Origin of the sequence: Streptomyces tubbatahanensis, assembly GCF_022699385.1 — a bacterium.
Lineage (GTDB): Bacteria > Actinomycetota > Actinomycetes > Streptomycetales > Streptomycetaceae > Streptomyces > Streptomyces diacarni.
In genome coordinates this window covers 2,592,390-2,608,362 of sequence record NZ_CP093846.1, presented here as the reverse complement: position 1 = coordinate 2,608,362, position 15,973 = coordinate 2,592,390, and the positions used below count along the sequence as shown (strand labels likewise).

The following is a 15,973-nucleotide window of genomic DNA, read 5'->3' as shown; positions in this document are numbered from 1 at the left end:
TCGGACGGTTTCGGCTAGCGTCATGGGGCCACGAGACCGACGAGACGGAGATGCCAGATGAGTGCCCTCACTTCCGCCGCAGCCACCCCGCGCCCCGGAGCCGTGCTCGCGGATCTGCTGCCCGCCTCCAGCGCCGCCCGCGCCCGCGTGCGGGACGCCGCGCTGGTCGTCGGCGGCGCCGCGCTGACCGGGATCGCCGCGCAGATAGCGCTGCCGGTCCCGGGCTCGCCCGTGCCGGTGACCGGACAGACCTTCGCCGCGCTGCTGGTCGGCGCCGGGCTGGGCGCCGGGCGCGGCTTCCTCGCGCTGGCGCTGTACGCGGTGGCGGGCGTGGCCGGGATGCCGTGGTTCGCCGAGGCCTCCTCCGGTGCGGGGCTGCCCACGCTGGGGTACGTCATGGGCATGCTGCTGGCCTCCGTCGCCGTGGGCACGCTGGCCCGCCGCGGCGGCGACCGGGGCGCGCTGCGTACGGCGGGCACGATGGCGGTCGGCATGGCGCTGATCTACGCCGTCGGCGTTCCCTACCTGGCGCTGTCGACCGGCATGTCGCTCGGCGAGGCGGTCGCCGCGGGCCTGGTGCCCTTCCTGGTCGGCGACGCCCTCAAGGCGGCGCTGGCGATGGGCGCCCTGCCCGCCGCCTGGAAGCTCGCGGGCCGCAAGGGCTGAGCCGACTCGCACGCCACGCGCCGCGCGCACGCGCACCGCGCACGCACGCGCACCGCGCGCCGGGCTCGCCGCGCACCGCGCTCGCCGCGCACCGGGCACCGCGCACCGGGCACCGCGCTTGCCGCGCACCGGGCTCGCCGCGCGCCGCGCCCGGGCACGCGCCGGGCACCGCGCACGCACGCGCACCGGGCACCGCGCACGCACGCGCACCGGGCACCGCGCACGCACGCGCACCGGGCACCGCGCACGCACGCGCACCGGGCACCGCGCTTGCCGCGCACCGCGCTTGCCGCGCGCAGCGCTCCGCGCATCGAGGGCCCGGCGCCGTACAGGCGCCGGGCCCTCCCGCGTCCCCGGAGGGGCGCACGCTGCTCAGCCCGCGTCGGCGGGGGAGCGCGGCGGCGCCTGGGCCGCCTCGCCCAGCGGTTCCCCGGCCCGCGCCTTCCCGCGCCCGAGGCGGTCCTTGACCAGCGAGGTGATCAGCACGCCCGCCGCCACGGCCAGCGAGAGGATCATCTGGGTGCGGCCGTCGTCGTCGGTGAACATGTAGCCGATCACGAAGACGATCAGGCCGATGGTCGCCCACGTCAGGTACGGGTACAGCCACATCCGCACCGTCAGCCGCTCGGGCGCCTCCCGTTCGATGCGGCGCCGCATCCGCAGCTGCGAGGCGCAGATGACCAGCCACACGAACAGCGCGACGGCGCCCGAGGAGTTGAGCAGGAACTCGAAGACGGTGTCCTTGGCGATGTAGTTGAAGAAGACCGCGACGAACCCGAAGGCCACCGACGCCAGGATCGCGGCGGTCGGCACGCCCCGCTTGTTGGTGCGGCCGAAGGAGGCCGGGGCGTCTCCGCGCTCACCCAGCGAGAACGCCATCCGCGAGGCGGTGTAGAGCCCGGAGTTGAGGCAGGAGAGGACGGCGGTCAGCACGACGACGTCCATGACGGTGCCCGCGTAGGGGATGTCCAGCGCGTCGAGCACGGCCACGTACGGGCCGTCGGCGGCGATGGCCTTGGAGTCCCACGGCAGCAGCGCCACGATCACGAACATCGAGCCGATGTAGAACAGGCCGATCCGCCAGATCACGCTGTTGACGGCCTTGCGCACGGCGGCGACCGGGTTGGGCGACTCGGCGGCGGCCAGCGTGACGATCTCGCTGCCCATGAAGGAGAAGACCACCAGCAGCATCCCGGAGAGGATGGCGCCGGGACCGTTGGGCAGGAACCCGCCCTGCCCGGTCAGGTGGGAGAGCCCGGCCGCGCTGTCGGCGGGCGGCAGGCCCACGAAGGCGACCATGCCGATGACGATGAAGGCGATGATCGCCACGACCTTGATGCCCGCGAACCAGAACTCGAACTCGCCGTAGGAGCCGACGGAGATCAGGTTGGTGCCCGTCAGCACCAGCATCACCAGCAGGGCCCACACCCACTGGTCGACGGCGGGTATCCAGCCCTCCAGGATGTCGGCGGCGGCCGTCGCCTCCACGGCGAGCACGACGGCCCAGAAGAACCAGTAGAGCCAGCCGATGGTGAACCCGGCCCAGCGGCCCAGCGCCCGGTCGGCGTAGGTGGAGAACGAGCCGGAGGCCGGGTCGGCGGCGGCCATCTCGCCCAGCATCCGCATCACCAGGACGACCAGCAGCCCGGCCAGCGCGTAGGAGAGCAGGATGCCGGGTCCGGCGTCGGCGATGCCGGCCTTGGAGCCGACGAACAGGCCGGCGCCGATGACGCCGCCGATGGCGATCATGGACAGATGGCGGTTCTTGAGGCCTGCCTGGAGGCCGTCGCCGTCCTGTGCGGCCGCGGGGGCCGCTGCGGACCGGGGCGGCGGCTTCTGCGGCGGCTCCCCCGGCGTACGCGGGGTCTGCTGGGAACTCATGGGGCAGCCGGCTCCTCGTGAGGTCGTCTTTAACGAGCGTTCACATGTAAGAGGTCGTGCTGCCCACAACGGAAGAGCCGAATCCGGATTGTTGCCCGCGCAACAGCGGACGGCGACGTACCGGGACGCGGCCACCGCGTACGGTCACCGGCGTGACATGCCGTGCCGCCTTCCCGGCCCTGCGCGGGGCCACGCGCCGCGGGGATGACACACTCTCGGTATGCGCGTGTACCTCGGCTCCGACCATGCCGGTTACGAACTGAAGAACCACCTCGTCGAGTGGCTGGAGTCCGCGGGCCACGAGCCCGTCGACTGCGGGCCCCACCTCTTCGACGCCGAAGACGACTACCCTCCGTTCTGCCTCCGCGCCGCCGAACGCACGGTCGCCGACAGCGGCTCCCTCGGCGTCGTCATCGGCGGCTCCGGCAACGGCGAGCAGATGGCCGCCAACAAGGTCCCCGGCGCGCGCTGCGCCCTGGCCTGGTCCGCCGAGACGGCCGCGCTCGCCCGCGAGCACAACGACGCCAACCTCGTCAGCGTCGGCGCCCGGATGCACACCACCGAGGAGGCCGTCTCCTTCGTCGAGACGTTCCTGAACACCTCCTTCTCGCAGGGCGAGCGCCACCGGCGCCGCATCGGCATGCTCGCCGACTACGAGCGCACCGGTGAGCTGCCGCCCGTCCCCGCCCACCACCCGCAGGCGCCCTCCAAGCCCTGAGCCCGTGCCCGAGGGACACACCATCCACCGGCTGGCCCGCGACGTCGCGGACCGGTTCGCCGGGCACGCGCTGGACGCGTCCAGCCCCCAGGGCAAGTTCGCCGACGGAGCCGCGCTGCTCGACGGCGCGGCGCTGACGGCGACCGAGGCGCACGGCAAACACCTCTTCCTCGGCTTCGGGCCCGTCGGCTGGGTGCACATACACCTGGGCCTGTACGGCACCTTCCGCTTCGGCGAAGGGGTACCCCCCGAGCCCGTCGGCCAGGTACGGCTGCGGCTCGCCACCCGGCCCGGCGAGAGCCCCGCAGGGCCCCTGCACTACGCGGACCTGCGCGGCCCCACCCGCTGCGAGCTGCTGGCCGCACCCGAGAAGAGCGCCGTCAGCGACCGGCTCGGGCCCGACCCGCTGCGCGCCGCCTCCGACCCCGAGGCCGCCTGGGCGCGGATCTCCCGCAGCCGCACGAGCATCGCCGCGCTGCTCATGGACCAGAAGATCGTCGCCGGTGTCGGCAACGTCTACCGCGCCGAGGTCCTCTTCCGGCACGGCATCGACCCCTACCGCGCCGGCCGCGACCTGACCCGCGCCGAGTGGGACGCCCTGTGGGAGGACCTGGTCGCCCTGATGACGGACGGGGTGCGCAAGAACCGCATCGACACCGTCAGACACGCGCACACCCCCGAGGCCATGGGACGCCCGCCACGCGTGGACGACCACGGCGGCGAGGTCTACGTCTACCGCCGCGCCGGGCAGCCCTGCCTGGTGTGCGGCAGCCCCGTCGCCACCGGCGAACTGGCCGCTCGCAACCTCTTCTGGTGCCCGCACTGCCAGCGGGAGCGCCCGCGGGATCCATGAGGCGCCGGGCCCGTGCCCGCGCCCGCGCAGGCCCCCGCGCCTGCGCAGGCCCCCGCGCCCGCGCAGGCCCGCGCGCCTCGTCAGAAGCCGTGCGGCAGCCAGGGGGCCGTCTCGCTGGTGAAGGCGGTGGCCGCCGCCCGCAGCGCGCCGGACCCGGGCCGCACCTCGCGCACCAGACCCGCGCTGCCCAGCGCGGCCAGGGAGACGCCGCCCAGATAAGCGCGGCCCAGCTCCCGCACGGACAGCGACAGATCGGCCGCGTCGCGGGTGGGCCGGCACACGGCGCCCTTCTCGTCGCCCGACAGCCGCCACCGTCCGCTGTTCCACGGGCAGAAGGTGTCCTCGACCTCCAGGACGACGTCCAGCGGAGCGCCGTAGGAACGGGCGGCCAGCGCGTCGCCCACCTCCACGAGGCGCGCGTACAGCGTGTCGTCGTTGAGGTGTTTCACGGACCTGCGCGGGTCGTCCACCAGGTACAGCCACGGGTCGTCCACCGGCCGGTTGTCCGTGACGATCGACGTCGTCAGGTCCAGGGACCACAGGAAACGCCACATCGCCGCGTGTCCGGCCGCGTCCACGGCCTCCAGGTTCTGCAGCCGCACCTCGCCCTCGGGCGCGCCCGAGGCGGAGGCGCCGAGCTTGACCGCGTAGCGGGCGAACGCCACGGGCGTGCCGTCGCGCAGAGCCACCACGCAGCGCAGCGGTGAGGCGCCGCCGCGCCGGCGCTCTGGGTCGAGCAGGGGCGCGTGCTCCCATCCCGGGCGCCTCTCCAGCATTCCCGGGCGCAGGGGCACGGCCCGCGCGTAGACCGCCTCGCACTCCGCGAGCAGTGCGGAGGCCGTGTCCGAGGCCCGCAGCTCAAGCCCGTCCGCCTCGGCGGCCAGGGGCGCGGGAAGGCTCAGCGTGCTCCTGCTGGTGTCGATCCTGGCCGCCATACGGCCCGCCGCCAGGCCGTACCCGAACCGCCCGTAGATGGCCGCCTCCGACGCCGTCAGCACGGCCAGCGGCTCCTCACCCGCCGCCCGGATGTCGTCCAACTGGCGGCGCATGAAGGACCGCAGGATGCCGCGCCTGCGGTGGGTGGGTGCCACGCTCACCATCGTCACCCCGGCGGTGGGCACCACCGCGCCTCCGGGAACGGCCATCCGGAAGGACAGCAGCCCCGCCGTGGCCACAGGACGCCCCTCGTCCCACACCCCCAGGCAGCGCTCGATCTCGGTCAGCGAGCGGTACAAAGCGTGCTCCTCGGGCGTCTCCTCGCCCGCGAACGCACTCAGCACCCTCTCGTACCAGGCACCCCATTCGGAGGGCTGGAGAACACGCGGCTCAGTCGTCATACAGCCCATCACAGCAGGCCATTCGAACACCGGCTAACGATTTTGACCGCGGGCGCGGCGCACGCCCCCACTGCCCACGCCGGGAATCGACGGGCAACCAGAGGGGTGGCTAGGCTCCGTGAGCATGGCGCAGCGCCGCGCGGGACCCTCCACAGCGACGACCCGGTCGCACCAGGCACTCAAGGCCTGGCACCGGGTCCGCACCCACCTGCGCAAGTCCGCCGTCGACTACTTCCGCGGCGGTGCCTCCGACTGGGTCGCGCTGGCCGGACTGCTGCTCACCGTCCCGGCGTTGACGTGCGCCACCGTCCTCACCCCGCTGTGGTGCGCGCCCGAGGCGCTGGTGCTGCCCCTCATCGCCGGCGGGCTGCTGCTGCGGCCCGCCAGCCTGCTGGCGCTCTACGCCGCGGCCGCGATCGCGCTGATGGCCGAGTCACTGCTGCTGGAGCCCTGGGAGTTCAGCGACGGCGCGGGACGCGTCACCCCCGGCACCATCCTGGTGGTCGCCGCCGCAGGACTCTCCGGCCTGCTCATCGCCCAGTTCCGCAGCCGCGTCGGCGTGCCCTGGAGACGCGGCGGCACCATGCTCTTCGACCTGCGTGAACGCATCCGCGTCCAGAGCGAGCTGCCCAAGCTGCCCGCCGGATGGCACCACGAGATGGCGCTGCGCCCCGCGGGCGGCCAGTCCTTCTCCGGGGACTTCGTCGTCGCCGCCAGGACCGGGCCGAAGCGGCGCACCCTGGAGCTCGTCCTCACCGACGTCTCGGGCAAGGGCATGGACGCCGCCTCCCGCGCCCTGCTGCTGTCCGGTGCCTTCGGCGGGCTGCTCGGCTCGCTGCCGCCGCACGCCTTCCTGCCCGCGGCCAACGGCTATCTGCTGCGCCAGTCCTGGGACGAGGGGTTCGCCACCTCCGTCCACCTCGTCCTCGACCTCGACAGCGGCGACTACGAGCTGCTCTCCGCGGGCCACGTTCCCGCCATGCAGCTCAACGCCGGCTGCGGCAAGTGGGAGGAGAAGGCCGCCGAGGGGCCGCTGCTGGGCGTCTACGACGGCGCCGAGTTCGACCCCGTCAAGGGCACGCTGCGCCGCGGCGACGTGCTGATGCTCTTCACCGACGGGCTGGTGGAGACCGCGGAACGCGACCTCACCGAGGGCATGGACCGCCTCGCGGGCGAGGCCGACCGCTACGTCTCCTCCAGCTTCCACGGCGCCGCCTGGCACCTGATCGAATCGGTGGCCCGCGACGTCAACGACGACCGCGCACTGCTGCTGATCTGCCGGGACTGAGGGCCGCACCCGGCCTGCCCCACGTCCCGTACTGGTGCTGTCCCCACCCCGGCTCTGGGGCAAGCGGGATGGCCAGGGCCCACCCGTAATCCATACGTTCGAGGTGGCCAACTCGCGGGATCACCAGGGACGGAGAGCGGCATGCGCGAGCACCCGAAGGGGGCGCCCCTCGCACCGGGAGGGGCGAGGGGCGCCGTGGAACTGCGCGGGGTCACCCGGCGCTACGGGCGCGGGGTGCGGGCCCTCGACGGCATCGACCTGACGCTCCCGTACGGCAGCTTCACGGCCGTCATGGGCCCCTCGGGCTCGGGGAAGTCCACCCTGCTGCAGTGCGCCGCCGGACTCGACCGGCCCACCTCGGGCACCGTCCGCCTCGGCGGCACCGACCTGGCCTCGCTCGGTGAGAACAAGCTCACCGCGCTGCGCCGCACCCGGCTCGGCTTCGTCTTCCAGGCGTTCAACCTGCTGCCGTCCCTGACCGTCGAACAGAACGTGCTGCTGCCGCTGCGGCTGGCCGGGCACCGCCCCGACCGACGGCGGTCGGCGCGTGTGCTGGCCCAGGTCGGACTCGGCGCGTACGCGCGCCGCCGTCCCGACCAGCTCTCCGGAGGGCAGCAGCAGAGAGTGGCGCTCGCCCGTGCGCTGGTCACCTCACCCGACGTGATCTTCGCCGACGAGCCGACCGGCGCCCTGGACACCGGTACGGCGGGCGAGATCCTCGCCCTGCTGCGCGCCGCGGTGGACGCCCCGCCCGAACCGGTCGGCCCCGCGGGCACCGGCGCGACGCTCGTCATGGTCACCCACGATCCGGCCGCCGCGGCCCACGCCGACCGCGTCCTCTTCCTGGCGGACGGCACCCTGGTGGACACCCTGGCCTGCCGCGCGGGCACGGACACCGCCCACACGGCCGGCCTGATCGCGGCGCGCATGAGCGCCCTCACCGCCCGCCAGGACCCGTGCGGGCCGCAGCCGCGCCCCGAGGCCGTCGCGTGAGCCCGCACGGCACCCTGCGCCCACGGGCGCCCTGGCCGGTCAGGATGCTGCCCAACGGGCTGGCGCGGTCCGCGGTCCGCGCCCATCCGGTCGCCTTCGCCGGCACGTTCGTCGCGCTCACCATGACCGCGATGATCATCTCGGCCTGCGCCTTCCTGGCGGACACGGGAGCGCGCGCCCGCGCGGTGCCGCACCGCTACGCCGACGTGCCCGCCGTGGTGACCGCCGACCAGCGCGCGCACCTGTTCACCGGCAGCGGCGAGGCCCGTGAGGACGTCGGCGAGACCGTACCCGAACGCGCCAGGATCGCCGTGGGGAAGGCCACGGCCACGGCGCGCGCCGTGGCGGGCGTGGCACGCGTCGTCCCCGACGTGACCGCCACCGTCGGCGCCCACCACCCCGCGGCAACCCTCACCGGCCACGGCTGGGGCTCCGCCGCCTTCACGGGAACCGAACTCACCGCAGGCGCTCCGCCCCGTACCGACCGCGACGCGGTCCTCGACGCGGACACCGCGGCGGCCCGCGGCCTGGCCCCCGGCGACACCCTCCGGCTCACCACCGCGGAAGGAGACCGCGCGTTCCGCGTGACCGGCGTCGCACGAGCGGGACGGGAGGACGAGGGGACGGCGGCCTGGTTCTCCGACGCCGGGGCACGGGCGCTCGCCGGCCACCCCTCTCGCGCCGACGCCCTCGCCGTCCTGACCGCGCCGGGAGCCGACACCGAGGCGGTGGCCTCCCGGCTGCGCCACGCCCTCGGCGAGGGGCCCGTCGTCCGCACCGGCCAGGCCAAAGGCGCCGCGGAGGGCGCGGACGTGGCGTACGGCAAGGAGGCGCTGGAGGCCCTCGGCGTCTCCTTCGGTGCCCTCGCCGCGCTGACCGCCGTCTTCACCGCCTCGGGCACCGTCGCGCTCTCCCTCACGCAGCGCCGCCGCGAGTTCGCCCTGTTGCGCGCCGTCGGCGCCACCCCACGCCAGATACGCCGCACGGTCGCCACCGAGGCGCTGTTGGTCGCGCCGCTCGCCGGGGTGCTGGGCTGTCTGCCCGGAGCGGCGCTGGCCCGCTGGTGGTTCGGCGCGCTGCGCGAGCGCGACGCCGTACCGAAGAGCGTCCACCTGCACCTCGGGGCGACCTCGGTGGCCGTCGCCGTCGGCGTCACCGTCGGCACCGCGCTGCTGGCAGGCCACCTCGCCGCACGCCGCCCCGCGCGGACGCGGCCGAAGGAGGCGCTCGGTGACGCGGCCCGCGAACGGTTCAGGCCCGGCGTCGTGCGCACCCTCCTGGGGCTCGGCGCGCTGGCGGGCGGCCTGGCCATGGTGCGGGTGGCGGGCCGGGAGGGCGGTGAGGACGCGGCGAACCTGGCGCTGGGCGTGGTGCTGCTGCTGATGACGGCGGTCGCCCTGCTCGGCCAGTACGTCGCCAAGGCCTGTTCCTGGCTGCTCGGGCTGCCGCTGCGCGCCGGCTCCGCCGCCTCCGCGCTGGCCGCCGCGGGCGCCTGGGCCAACGCCCGCAGGCTGGCCTCGGCGCTCACGCCCGTCGTCCTGGCCATGTCCTTCGGCTGCACGCTGCTCTTCCTCCAGACCAGCGAGGATTGGCAGACCGACCTCCAGCAGCGGGCGGGGCTGCGTGCCGATCACATCGTCACCGGCTCAGGTGGTGACGAGAGCGCGGGGCTGCCGCGCACCGCGGCGGAGCGCGCGGCCCGCACGCCCGGCGTGAGCGCCGCGGTGGGCGTGCTGCGCACGACGGTGCTGGTGGAGATCCGCTCCGGCGGCACCTTCCTGCAGACGGCGGACGCGCAGGGCGTCAGCGAGCACGGGGGCCGGCTGTCCGCGGTGGAGGACCTGGGCGTGAGCCACGGCTCGCTCGACGACCTGCGGGACGGCACCGTCGCCATCGACCGCCTCGTCGCCCGCGGCGCCCGCGTGGGCCTCGGTGAGCGGATCGGCCTGCGGCTGCCGGACGGCACCGAGGCGCGGCCCGAGGTGGTCGCCGTCCACACCCGGGGCACCGGACTCTCCCCGATCGTGCTGGACCGCGCGACGCTGGAGGGGCACCTGGCCTCGCCCTACGACGCGGAAGTACTGGTCCGCCAGGAGCCGGGCGCCGACACCGCGCGGGTCACCAAGGCCCTCAGCGCCCTGGGCGAGGTCCTCGACACCTCGGCCTGGACCAGGGCGGCGGACCGCGACCGTGCCGTTAACAGGTGGGGCAACCTCACCATGGCCCTCGTCCTGGGCTGCTTCGCCGCCGTGGCCGCGGCGAACACCCTGGTGATGACCGTCGCCGGCCGGCGCCGCGAGATGGCCGCGCTGCGGCTGCTGGGCGCGACCCGGGGCCAGGTGCTGCGGATGGTGCACTGGGAGGCGGCGCTGATCACCGTCTCGGCCCTCGCCCTGGGCACCGGGATCGCCCTGCTCACCCTCCGCCCGATGACCGAAGGGCTCTTCCAGGCGCCGCCGCACGTTCCCCCCGCCCTGTACGCGGCGATCGCGGCCACCGTGACGGTGCTCACCTTCGCCTCCACGACGGTGCCCGCGCGTGCGGTGCTGCCCGCGCCTGCCCCGGCCGCCCGGAACTGACGGGCCCGGGCCCCGCGCACACGAGCCGGCCCCCTGCTCCCGTGCAAGGGAGAGGGGGCCGAGCCGCGAGCGGGTGCGGGCTTACCGCTTCCGATGGGAGACCGGGCGCCGTGTGGCCTCACCGGATCCGGGGGCGGAGCCCGTGGCGGGGGAGGAGGACTCCCTCTTACGGGCCATGGCGCCCGGATCGCGCTTGAAGAACCAGCCCATCTTCGGCTCGATGGCGAACTTGAAGAGCCTCGTCACCCACGGCGTGCACAGCACCGTCATCATCACGGCGGCCAGCACGGTGATGGCGACCCGGCTCAGCGGGTGGTCGACCCAGTCCATCTCGTACCAGTCGAACTGGCGCGAGCCCTGGATGAAGAAGATGTGCAGCAGGTACGCGTAGAGCGTGCCCGCGCCCAGCACGGTGAACCACATGTGCCGCCTCGGCACCCAGGACAGGAAGCAGGCCGTCATCACCAGGCCGCAGCCGAACAGCGCGAGATACATCACCGCGCCCGCCCAGGAGGGCACGCCCATGTCAGCGGCAGCCTTGTCGTGCAGGAACCAGGCCTTGGACATCCTGGGAACCGCCCAGTAGGCGAAGACCATGGCGCACAGCGTGACCGGCACGGCGATGTACCGCGCCTCCTTGCGCTTGACCAGCTGGAAGTGGCGGGGCTGCAACTGCAGGCCGAGCACGAAGAAGGGCAGAAACTGCCCGATGCGCATCAGGTTCAGGTCGCCGCCGATCGACGGCGTCACACTGGCCGCGGCACCGATCACCAGCGCGACCGGCATCGGCCAGCGCAGGCTCTTCCACAGCGGGGTCGTCAGCCGCCAGACGAACAGTGCGCACAGGAACCACAGTGCGAATCCGGGCTCCTGGAAGTGGAACTCCCGGTCCGGGTCGTCGTTGGCCCAGCGCATGAAGAAGGTGTAGGCGAACTGAATCGCCAGGTAGGGCACCACGACCCCGGTGACCAGCCGCTGCACCTGCTTCGGCTTGCCCTCGAAACTCCTGGACAGATAGCCGGAGATGATGATGAAAGCGGGCATGTGGAACGTGTAGAGGACGAAGTACAGCGCTTCCGCCGTACGGCTGTCCTCGCGCAGCGGGTCCCAGGCGTGGCCGATCCCGACGAGAACGATCGTCAGGTACTTGGCGTTGTCGAAGAACGGGTCCCGCTGCTTGGCTGCTGGTTTCTTCTGCGCCTTGGGGGACTGCGGCTTCGCAGGCTCCTCCGGCGACGCCGGTGGCGTCTCGGAGGGTGACTCCTGGCGGACGGGGGGGAGCGGCGCCCGCTCATAACCAGCGTGCAACATCTGCCGCACCATAGCGCGCGAACCTGTGGACCGTAAATTCTCGTCGCGGCTCTTCTTCCCGCCTCCCCGCGTCCTATTCCCCCGGCACCGGAACGATGCTGACGGATCATGGCGCGAATGTTCGGTTTGGCGCCCGTTGCCCCCCTCGAGCCCGGGATCACGGGGCCGGCGCCCCGTGTTCGCGCCCCCGTCGGTGCCGCGCGAGGCCCTGTCGCGTCCCGCAGAGCCCTGTGAGCGAGCCCACAATTCACAGCCCTGCACCAGCAATTCACAGGCCGGCGACAAACGGCACCCGGTGCCGACCGCAATGCACCACGTGCACATATGCGACGCCGTGCATTGATCAGGCCGAAAGGCCGAAACCGGTGGCTGAATTACGGGCCCGGCTGCCCCTCCCCGGGCGCGCCCCGTCAACATCGGGGAGCACGTACCCCTGCCAACGGTGAGGATTTACCCGATGATGGGGCCGACGGACGGTCACCCGGTCCCTGCGTCACCGGAGTTGGTGGCACGATGGGTGGGCGCCGTGTGCGCGGGGGTGTGGCCACGGTGGCAGGCCCCCAGGCCGGGTGAGGTTCCGACCATGAGGGTGTGAGCAGTTGTGGCCATCTCGCTGTCCGTAGTCGTGCTGTTGGCGGTCATCCTGGTGGTAATGATCAGGAGCAAGTCCATCAAGCCGGGGCCGGCCATCGTCGCCATGCTCTTCGGCTTCTTCCTTGCCTCCACGGGCATGGCGCCGTCGATCAACAGGTTCCTGAACTCGATCGCCGACACGATCAACCAGATCAGTTTCTAGCCGTACCGCCGCCCGCGGAACCCCGGCCGCCCCTGGAACGCCACGGGCGGCCGCGGGGTGTCCGCGCGCGGACACAGGGCGCACACGCCCGGCGCGCCGACGGCGCCGCCGGGCGCGCCCACGGGGCGGCCGGGCGTACCCACAGCGCCGCCCAGCGCCGCTGAGCAGGCTCTTTCCGTGCCGAAGGCCCGGCCCCCACCGAGGGGGCCGGGCCTTCGTTGCGAGCGGGCGACGGGAATCGAACCCGCGTAGCTGGTTTGGAAGACCAGGGCTCTACCATTGAGCTACGCCCGCAGAGGCCGGATCGGCACAGCCGCATCCTACGACATGTACTCTACGTGTCGCATCGACGGGGTGTGGCGCAGCTTGGTAGCGCGTCCGCTTTGGGAGCGGAAGGTCGTCGGTTCGAATCCGGCCACCCCGACCACGTACTATGAAAGACGCGCGTGCCTGTGTCGTGTCTGCATGCATACGGGGCGCAGCCCAAGAATCAGCAAGACCCCCAATGCCAGCCCCAAGGAGACCGACCGTGAAGAGCGCCGTGGAGACCCTGAACCCGACCCGGGTTCGGCTCACTGTCGAGGTGCCCTTCGAGGAGCTCAAGGACAGCCTCGACGCGGCGTACAAGAAGATCAACCAGCAGGTCAGCGTTCCCGGCTTCCGCAAGGGCAAGATCCCCGCGCGCCTGATCGACCAGCGCTTCGGCCGCGGTGCCGTCCTCGAAGAGGCCGTCAACGACGCGCTCCCGAAGCTCTACCAGTCCGCCGTCGACGAGGGCGAGCTCAACGTGCTCGGCCAGCCCGAGGTGGACATCACCGAGCTGAAGGACAACGAGCTGCTGGCCTTCACCGCCGAGGTGGACGTCCGTCCTCAGATCGAGATTCCGGACTACAGCGGCATCGAGGCCGAGGTGGACGCCGTCGAGGTCTCCGACGAGGACGTGGACAAGGCCGTCGAGCAGCTGCGTGAGCGGTTCGCCTCCACCTCCGTCGTCGAGCGCGCCGCCGGCGACGGTGACGTGGTCAAGGTCGACCTCGAGGCGAAGATCGACGGCGAGGTCCTGGAGGACGGCGTCGCCCAGGGCGTGGACTACACGATCGGCTCCGGCGAGCTGCTGGACGGCATCGACGAGGCCGTCACGGGGCTGGAGGCCGGCGGTTCGGCCACCTTCGCCTCCGAGCTCAAGGGCGGCTCGGGCGCCGGCCGGGAGGCCGAGGTCTCCGTCACGGTCGAGTCCGTCTCCGCGCGGGAACTCCCCGAGCTGGACGACGAGTTCGCGCAGATGGCCAGCGAGTTCGACACGCTGGAGGAGCTGCGCGAGGACAGCCGCAAGCGGCTGGCCGACCAGAAGAAGTACGAGCAGGCCACCCAGGCCCAGGAGAAGGTGCTCGACGCCCTTCTGGAGCTGACCGAGGTGCCGGTCCCGGAGAAGCTGCTCGCCGACGAGATCGAGAGCCGCAAGCACAACCTGGTCAACCACCAGCTCGGCCAGCTCGGCCTCGACCTGGGCTCGTACCTGAAGATGCAGGACAAGTCCGAGGAGGAGTTCGACGCCGAGCTCAAGGAGCAGGCGGAGAAGGGCATCCGCACCCAGTTCGTCCTGGACGAGCTGGTCAGCAAGGAGAAGCTCAACGTCAGCCAGGAAGAGCTGACCGAGCACCTGATGCGCCGCGCCCAGTCCTCGGGCATGAGCCCGGACCAGTTCGCGCAGGCCGTCGTCGAGGGCGGCCAGGTGCCGGTCCTCGTCGGTGAGGTCGCCCGCGGCAAGGCCCTGGCGACCGTGGTCGAGGCCGTCACCGTCAAGGACACCAACGGCGAGGTCGTCGACCTGAGCGACGAGGACGGCGAGGACGGCGAGGACGGGACCGAGGCCGCCGCCGAGACGGCCGAGGCCGCCGCCGAGGGTGACGAGAAGTCCGGCGCGGAGAAGACCGAGGGCTGACCGGGCCCCCGAACGGACCCACGAACGGGGGGCGCCAGGGCGCGCGAGAGCACGCTCCTGGCGCCCCCCGTTCGGCTGTCGGCCCGGCCGGTCGGGGAACCTGCGCTCACAGCGAAATGCGCTCTGACCGGGATGGCTGCCGCCGGATGGCGCGTTAGGGTCCCCAGTAGACGAAGACCCCAGTGACGGCCAGCTTCGCGTGGCCGTCCGGACACGAGCAGGTGGACACGTGACGCTTCCGAAGCCTTCCGCCGCCGGTGAGCCCAACTACGGTGGCGGCCTCGGCGACCAGGTCTACAACCGGCTGCTCGACGAGCGCATCATTTTCCTCGGCCAGCCGGTGGACGACGACATCGCCAACAAGATCACCGCCCAGCTCCTTCTCCTCGCCGCCGATCCGGACAAGGACATCTTCCTGTACATCAACAGCCCGGGCGGTTCCGTCCAGGCGGGCATGGCGATCTACGACACCATGCAGTACATCAAGAACGATGTCGTCACCATCGCCATGGGACTCGCGGCGTCGATGGGCCAGTTCCTGCTGACCGCCGGCACGCCCGGCAAGCGGTTCGCGCTGCCCAACGCCGACATCCTCATCCACCAGCCCTCCGCGGGCCTGGCGGGCTCGGCCACCGACATCAAGATCCACGCCGAGCAGCTGCTGCGCACCAAGAAGCGGCTGGCGGAGCTGTCTGCGGCGCACAGCGGCCAGACCGTCGAGCAGTGGACCCGCGACGCGGACCGTGACCGCTGGTTCACCGCCGAGGAGGCCAAGCAGTACGGTCTCATCGACGAGGTCTACGGCAGCGCCGCGCAGCTCCCGGGCGGCGGCGGAACGGGCGCGTGAGGCCCGCCACAGCGCCGCACGGCACGCCTTCGTGCGGCCCCGCGCCGCACGGCTCCCGCCCCGACCGCAGCCACCCGTTCATCTCCAGGAGAACCTCCCGATGACCTCACTTCAGCCGGGCCCGCGGGCCGAGTTCACCGGCATCGCGCCCGAGTCCCGCTACATCGTCCCGCGCTTCGTCGAGCGCACCTCGCAGGGCGTGCGGGAGTACGACCCCTACGCGAAGCTCTTCGAGGAGCGCGTGATCTTCCTCGGGGTGCAGATCGACGACGCCTCGGCCAACGACGTCATGGCGCAGCTGCTGTGCCTGGAGTCGATGGACCCCGACCGCGACATCTCGATCTACATCAACTCCCCGGGCGGCAGCTTCACGGCGCTGACGGCGATCTACGACACGATGCAGTTCGTCAAGCCCGACGTCCAGACCGTCTGCATGGGCCAGGCGGCCTCCGCCGCCGCGGTGCTGCTCGCCGCCGGCACGCCCGGCAAGCGGATGGCGCTGCCGAACGCCCGCATCCTCATCCACCAGCCCTACAGCGAGACGGGCCGGGGCCAGGTCTCCGACCTGGAGATCGCGGCCAACGAGATCCAGCGGATGCGCGACCAGCTGGAGGACATGCTCACCAAGCACTCCACCAAGGAGCGCGAGGTCATCTCCTCGGACATCGAGCGGGACAAGATCCTCACCGCTGAGGAGACCCTGGAGTACGGGCTGATCGACCAGATCGTCACGACCCGCAAGTCCTCCGTGGGAGTCTGACG

13 protein-coding genes and 2 tRNA genes are annotated in these 15,973 nt (G+C 72.6%); 11 read left to right on the top strand and 4 right to left on the bottom strand.

What is annotated here, in order from left to right:
* Positions 1–57: 57 nt before the first annotated feature.
* Complete coding sequence (locus MMF93_RS11275) at positions 58–666, top strand: biotin transporter BioY (RefSeq protein ID WP_242751183.1); 609 nt, start codon at positions 58–60, stop codon at positions 664–666.
* Positions 667–1,038: 372 nt separating this feature from the next.
* Here the strand turns inward: MMF93_RS11275 and MMF93_RS11270 are convergent, their stop codons facing one another.
* Positions 1,039–2,547 carry an amino acid permease gene (locus MMF93_RS11270; RefSeq protein ID WP_242751181.1) on the bottom strand — a complete coding sequence of 503 codons (1,509 nt, stop codon included), beginning with the start codon at positions 2,545–2,547 and terminating at the stop codon, positions 1,039–1,041.
* A 220-nt stretch (positions 2,548–2,767) separates the two neighbouring features.
* Between MMF93_RS11270 and MMF93_RS11265 the strand changes: the two genes are divergently transcribed.
* Both MMF93_RS11265 and MMF93_RS11260 read left to right on the top strand, forming a co-directional pair.
* Entirely contained in the window at positions 2,768–3,265 is a 498-nt protein-coding gene (locus tag MMF93_RS11265; RefSeq protein ID WP_242751179.1) for a ribose-5-phosphate isomerase, read from the top strand.
* A 4-nt stretch (positions 3,266–3,269) separates the two neighbouring features.
* Complete coding sequence (locus MMF93_RS11260; RefSeq protein WP_242751177.1) at positions 3,270–4,118, top strand: Fpg/Nei family DNA glycosylase; 849 nt, start codon at positions 3,270–3,272, stop codon at positions 4,116–4,118.
* An 80-nt stretch (positions 4,119–4,198) separates the two neighbouring features.
* Here MMF93_RS11260 and MMF93_RS11255 read toward each other — a convergent pair whose 3' ends face one another.
* Entirely contained in the window at positions 4,199–5,455 is a 1,257-nt protein-coding gene (locus MMF93_RS11255) for a GNAT family N-acetyltransferase (RefSeq protein WP_242751175.1), read from the bottom strand.
* 124 nt (positions 5,456–5,579) lie between these two features.
* Between MMF93_RS11255 and MMF93_RS11250 the strand changes: the two genes are divergently transcribed.
* The 3 genes from MMF93_RS11250 to MMF93_RS11240 all read left to right on the top strand — a co-directional run bounded on the left by MMF93_RS11250 (position 5,580) and on the right by MMF93_RS11240 (position 10,315).
* Positions 5,580–6,743, top strand: a complete 1,164-nt coding sequence (locus tag MMF93_RS11250; protein ID WP_242751173.1) for a PP2C family protein-serine/threonine phosphatase — start codon at positions 5,580–5,582, stop codon at positions 6,741–6,743.
* A 141-nt stretch (positions 6,744–6,884) separates the two neighbouring features.
* On the top strand, positions 6,885–7,736 hold the full coding sequence (locus MMF93_RS11245; protein WP_242751171.1) for an ABC transporter ATP-binding protein: 852 nt from the start codon (positions 6,885–6,887) through the stop codon (positions 7,734–7,736).
* Between the two features lie 44 nt (positions 7,737–7,780).
* Positions 7,781–10,315 carry an FtsX-like permease family protein gene (locus tag MMF93_RS11240; RefSeq protein WP_423835592.1) on the top strand — a complete coding sequence of 845 codons (2,535 nt, stop codon included), beginning with the start codon at positions 7,781–7,783 and terminating at the stop codon, positions 10,313–10,315.
* Between the two features lie 81 nt (positions 10,316–10,396).
* On the opposite strand, the gene MMF93_RS11235 is transcribed toward MMF93_RS11240, so the two are convergent.
* Positions 10,397–11,638: an acyltransferase family protein gene (locus MMF93_RS11235; RefSeq protein WP_242751166.1), complete on the bottom strand. Its 1,242-nt coding sequence runs from the start codon at positions 11,636–11,638 to the stop codon at positions 10,397–10,399.
* 589 nt (positions 11,639–12,227) lie between these two features.
* On the opposite strand from MMF93_RS11235, the gene MMF93_RS11230 reads away from it, so the two are divergent.
* Positions 12,228–12,422: a hypothetical protein gene (locus tag MMF93_RS11230; protein ID WP_114021232.1), complete on the top strand. Its 195-nt coding sequence runs from the start codon at positions 12,228–12,230 to the stop codon at positions 12,420–12,422.
* 223 nt (positions 12,423–12,645) lie between these two features.
* Here MMF93_RS11230 and MMF93_RS11225 read toward each other — a convergent pair.
* Positions 12,646–12,716 (bottom strand) — tRNA-Gly (locus MMF93_RS11225).
* A 56-nt stretch (positions 12,717–12,772) separates the two neighbouring features.
* Between MMF93_RS11225 and MMF93_RS11220 the strand changes: the two genes are divergently transcribed.
* The 4 genes from MMF93_RS11220 (at position 12,773) to MMF93_RS11205 (ending at position 15,971) form a co-directional block, all read left to right on the top strand.
* Positions 12,773–12,849, top strand: a tRNA-Pro gene (locus MMF93_RS11220).
* Between the two features lie 102 nt (positions 12,850–12,951).
* Positions 12,952–14,364 carry a trigger factor gene (gene tig / locus MMF93_RS11215; RefSeq protein WP_242751164.1) on the top strand — a complete coding sequence of 471 codons (1,413 nt, stop codon included), beginning with the start codon at positions 12,952–12,954 and terminating at the stop codon, positions 14,362–14,364.
* A 229-nt stretch (positions 14,365–14,593) separates the two neighbouring features.
* Positions 14,594–15,211, top strand: a complete 618-nt coding sequence (locus MMF93_RS11210; protein ID WP_114018229.1) for an ATP-dependent Clp protease proteolytic subunit — start codon at positions 14,594–14,596, stop codon at positions 15,209–15,211.
* A gap of 100 nt (positions 15,212–15,311) precedes the next feature.
* Positions 15,312–15,971 carry an ATP-dependent Clp protease proteolytic subunit gene (locus tag MMF93_RS11205; RefSeq protein ID WP_114021234.1) on the top strand — a complete coding sequence of 220 codons (660 nt, stop codon included), beginning with the start codon at positions 15,312–15,314 and terminating at the stop codon, positions 15,969–15,971.
* Positions 15,972–15,973 lie beyond the last annotated feature (2 nt).

Excerpts from the sequence above, each read along its gene's own strand:
- MMF93_RS11245 (WP_242751171.1), top strand. The coding sequence starts at position 6,885 with ATGCGCGAGCACCCGAAGGGGGCGCCCCTCGCACCGGGAGGGGCGAGG.
- MMF93_RS11255 (WP_242751175.1), bottom strand. The coding sequence starts at position 5,455 with ATGACGACTGAGCCGCGTGTTCTCCAGCCCTCCGAATGGGGTGCCTGG.
- MMF93_RS11275 (WP_242751183.1), top strand. The coding sequence starts at position 58 with ATGAGTGCCCTCACTTCCGCCGCAGCCACCCCGCGCCCCGGAGCCGTG.
- MMF93_RS11270 (WP_242751181.1), bottom strand. The coding sequence starts at position 2,547 with ATGAGTTCCCAGCAGACCCCGCGTACGCCGGGGGAGCCGCCGCAGAAG.
- MMF93_RS11205 (WP_114021234.1), top strand. The coding sequence starts at position 15,312 with ATGACCTCACTTCAGCCGGGCCCGCGGGCCGAGTTCACCGGCATCGCG.
- MMF93_RS11240 (WP_423835592.1), top strand. The coding sequence starts at position 7,781 with ATGCTGCCCAACGGGCTGGCGCGGTCCGCGGTCCGCGCCCATCCGGTC.
- MMF93_RS11235 (WP_242751166.1), bottom strand. The coding sequence starts at position 11,638 with ATGGTGCGGCAGATGTTGCACGCTGGTTATGAGCGGGCGCCGCTCCCC.
- MMF93_RS11265 (WP_242751179.1), top strand. The coding sequence starts at position 2,768 with ATGCGCGTGTACCTCGGCTCCGACCATGCCGGTTACGAACTGAAGAAC.
- MMF93_RS11250 (WP_242751173.1), top strand. The coding sequence starts at position 5,580 with ATGGCGCAGCGCCGCGCGGGACCCTCCACAGCGACGACCCGGTCGCAC.